This window comes from Ectothiorhodospira lacustris, assembly GCF_022227785.1.
Taxonomy (GTDB): domain Bacteria; phylum Pseudomonadota; class Gammaproteobacteria; order Ectothiorhodospirales; family Ectothiorhodospiraceae; genus Ectothiorhodospira; species Ectothiorhodospira lacustris.
On the sequence record NZ_JAJNQM010000139.1, the window covers coordinates 1 to 3,226 of the forward strand.

The following is a 3,226-nucleotide window of genomic DNA, read 5'->3' on the forward strand; positions in this document are numbered from 1 at the left end:
CGCAGAGACATTTCGGGACTGATACCACTGTCTCCTTTGAGCAGCCTGGACAACGTGGAGGGCGAAACACCCAGACTCGAAGCAAGCTGACGAGAGCTAATACCGAAAGGCTCCAGATACACCTGGCGAATGAACTCACCAGGATGCGGCGGATTATGCATAGTCATTAGTGATAATCCTCATAATCAAGAATGTAGGCGTTGCCGTCCTGGAATTCGAACGTTATGCGCCAATTTCCGTCAACCCGAATCGACCACCGGCCTTTGTCCTTTCCCTTCAATGAATGAAGCCGAAAACCAGGGATGTCCATGTCTTCCACCGAAGTAGCAGTATTCAGAGCAGCCAGCTGCATACGCAGCTTCTTGGCATGATCCGGCTGTATGCCAGACGTACTGCCAGTCGCGTAGAACCGCTTCAGTCCTTTATGGCGGAATGATTTAATCATGAGGCAATGCTAGCATGTTGCGCATCACGCAACAATAAGGCTTCCTGCTGGAGCATCTGAGATGTCCACAGTGTGGACCAACGTACCTATGGCGTTGAAGGTCACCCTGTTTTCATTGTCCTTTAAACTCGGGAGGAAACGCCTCGTGTGGACCCGCATGCGGGGTGTTGTGGTGGACGGAGGAGAAAAAACCCCGGTTATCCGATTAGTTGCTCAGCCTGATATGTATTCCTCGGCTGCATTTTTTATCATCTTCGACCTAACTTCCTTAATATAATTAATCCTCATCAACTCATGTCTTGTGGCATGTACAACATCTCCTACCAGAGGGAATTCAGGCTCTACCCGGTCTGCAATCGCAGAGCTGATAGAGATTTTTCTAACCGAATCATCCAGCAGTTGACCAACAATAGATTTCTCTTCTACCTTGGCGCCACATTCTGGGCAGAATTTTGCATTTGGGGGTATTTCAGAAGAGCACTCCTGACATTCCGCTGACGATTTTTTAAGTTCCTCTAGGTAATTGTCAAAGGTTGAATCACCTGAACTAAACTCTCTATAGTCTGTCAGGCTTATCATGCTGATAACCTCTCCAAACTTATTGGAGATAAAAGCCTTCTCTGTAAACAACAATGCAAGATGAACCATGTATCGCTGACCTGTTTGCCGAGAAGCTATCTTTACGGTACCTTGTTTAGAAAGAACGCCCGAATAGCACAGCAAATCCAGTGCCAGCTTAAGATTAGGGGGCATATCTCGTTGTAGGGTAAAAAACGCAGACTGATATTGCGTCTTTTTTTCGCGTATGTTCTTTTTTCGAATCTCAGGAATTATATATTCTCTTAGAATATTAAGGCCCAATTTGACGTGATGGGAATATTTTGGCAGCCGTTTTGAAAGCCCCTGATGATACGGCAACAACTCTTGATCTACATAGTCTTGGGTAGCCAGCAACAGAGCCCTATCTGTATAACCTCTCTCGTATACCCGATTGAAAAGGTGCAAAAAAGCTCTTGGGTTACCTGATGATAAATATATGCACTGATCCAGCAATTCCCCTTTAGAGAATATCGCTTTTTTCAATCTTCCTTCAGGAATTCTTTTTGTGATAAGTTCCCGATAGAGTTTTCTTGAGGCATCACGACCAGTGGTCCCTGGTTCAAAAGTTCCGAGAGTGATTAAGATCGCATCGTGGCCGATCTCGAAATTTTTTCCATATGAGGTTATAGAAGGATATACTGCTGCTTTAACCGCAATGTTTCCGCCGTGTAATAGTTTGAATATTTCAAAAAATATTTCTTGTTGTTCAGGGATAAAAGTATGGGCCGCCTCATCAAATAAAAACACAATACGATTCAGGTTGTACTCAGATGCGATCTCTTTTATGATTTCCAGTATATATGAAATATCATTAACCTTATCTAGGAATTCCCTCCCAAGTTTACTCAATACCTCTTCTTTATTTTCATTTTTTGATAGTTTTTGCAGAAGATGAATTTTTTCTTGGAGCGCTTTCTTCATCCCAAAAATAGTTTCGACTCCGAAGATTCGTTTAAAGGGGTCTGAAGAAGAATCAGATACAATAACTGCAATTCCGATCAATTTTTCATATAGCGCTTGAAGTATTTTCGCGCCAACCCAGATTTGAAAAGCATTCTTGTTGTCTGCTTTAACGCCCTCCAATAAAGTGCTTGTCTTGAAGTTAACGTAAACAGCGAGGATTCGGTCCTCTTTGAAATCTTTATCCAATTCAGCTTCGGTTTCTCTAAAGAGCATGGATTTACCAATTCCTCGAGCTCCCTGAAGAAGGTGCGCACCGCTAAATTTCAATTTAGCAATTACATCGGCCTCAGTCTTTCCGATAACAGCTAGTTCGCTAACCTGGCTGTCCTCAAGGTCTTCAGTCCTAGCTGCATGAATAAGGTCAAAGTCTTTCACTGACATGATAAATTAAACTCCTTTTTGGCTTGCGGGACTTTGCCAAATACATCGCTTGCGATGTTAAACCTAACAAGGAATGCCGAGACAAGCATTTCAACAACGGCATCAAGTATCGCTACGAACTGCTTCCAATCGTCCTGTGCGAACTTGAACCGTTCCGGCATCGAAGTTTCAAATGTGGTGATTTTTCCATGAGCGATGTCGCTTAGGGTTCCATAAATCTCTTGTGCTTTATTCATAGGAACCATATCGCCATCAACATCCATATTGTTTTCATTGGCTATATAAGAGGCATAACCCTTTGAATTTATATGTTTGAGCATTTCTGTGAAGCTTGGATTTTGATCATGTTGTTTCCAAGAAAATGCCATATGTGGCATATCCCATAGATAAATCGCCGCCAACCCAAGCTCAAGAACTCTCCTTAACACGATACAGGCAGGCTTGTTCATTGCGTTGGATGCTAAATATATAGATGCAACCCCATCGGAAAATATTTCATCATAAATTTTGCAGCATATGTCATGGTGTTTCGATGCCTTGTGATCCTCAAGAATTTCTCCCACGGCGGCTATGCAATGCAAGCCGACAAACGACTTTTCAAGCTTATGGTCAGTAAGCGATTTCCATTCCGCAAAGTTACCGTTGAATTTCTGATTTAGCTCTATCAGAACTTGGCGAGGATCTTTATTCATACCTCTTTCCTCTTTGTACCTAACGCCAGCCGTAATCGGCGGATTTATAGTGAGCGCAGCGATCGAAAAATGCCTCCGCATTTACGGCCTTGTGTACGCCCGACATGGGCATGAACTGATGGGGTGAAAGTCCCCTGTAGGAGTA

4 protein-coding genes are annotated in these 3,226 nt (G+C 43.2%); all 4 read right to left on the reverse strand.

Features of this window, described 5'->3' with window-relative positions:
* A partial coding sequence (locus LQ952_RS15520; RefSeq protein WP_238623525.1) for a HigA family addiction module antitoxin occupies positions 1-167 on the reverse strand: 167 nt, incomplete at its 3' end.
* Entirely contained in the window at positions 167-445 is a 279-nt protein-coding gene (locus LQ952_RS15525) for a type II toxin-antitoxin system RelE/ParE family toxin (RefSeq protein WP_238623522.1), read from the reverse strand. The genes LQ952_RS15525 and LQ952_RS15520, both read right to left, overlap by 1 nt.
* A 213-nt stretch (positions 446-658) precedes the next feature.
* The gene (locus LQ952_RS15530; RefSeq protein ID WP_238623523.1) at positions 659-2,389 is read right to left on the reverse strand and encodes a zinc ribbon domain-containing protein; all 1,731 of its coding nucleotides are present in this window, start codon (positions 2,387-2,389) and stop codon (positions 659-661) included.
* On the reverse strand, positions 2,380-3,081 hold the full coding sequence (locus tag LQ952_RS15535) for a hypothetical protein (RefSeq protein ID WP_238623524.1): 702 nt from the start codon (positions 3,079-3,081) through the stop codon (positions 2,380-2,382). The genes LQ952_RS15530 and LQ952_RS15535 overlap by 10 nt, the downstream gene beginning before the upstream one ends.
* Between the last annotated feature and the right edge of the window lie 145 nt (positions 3,082-3,226).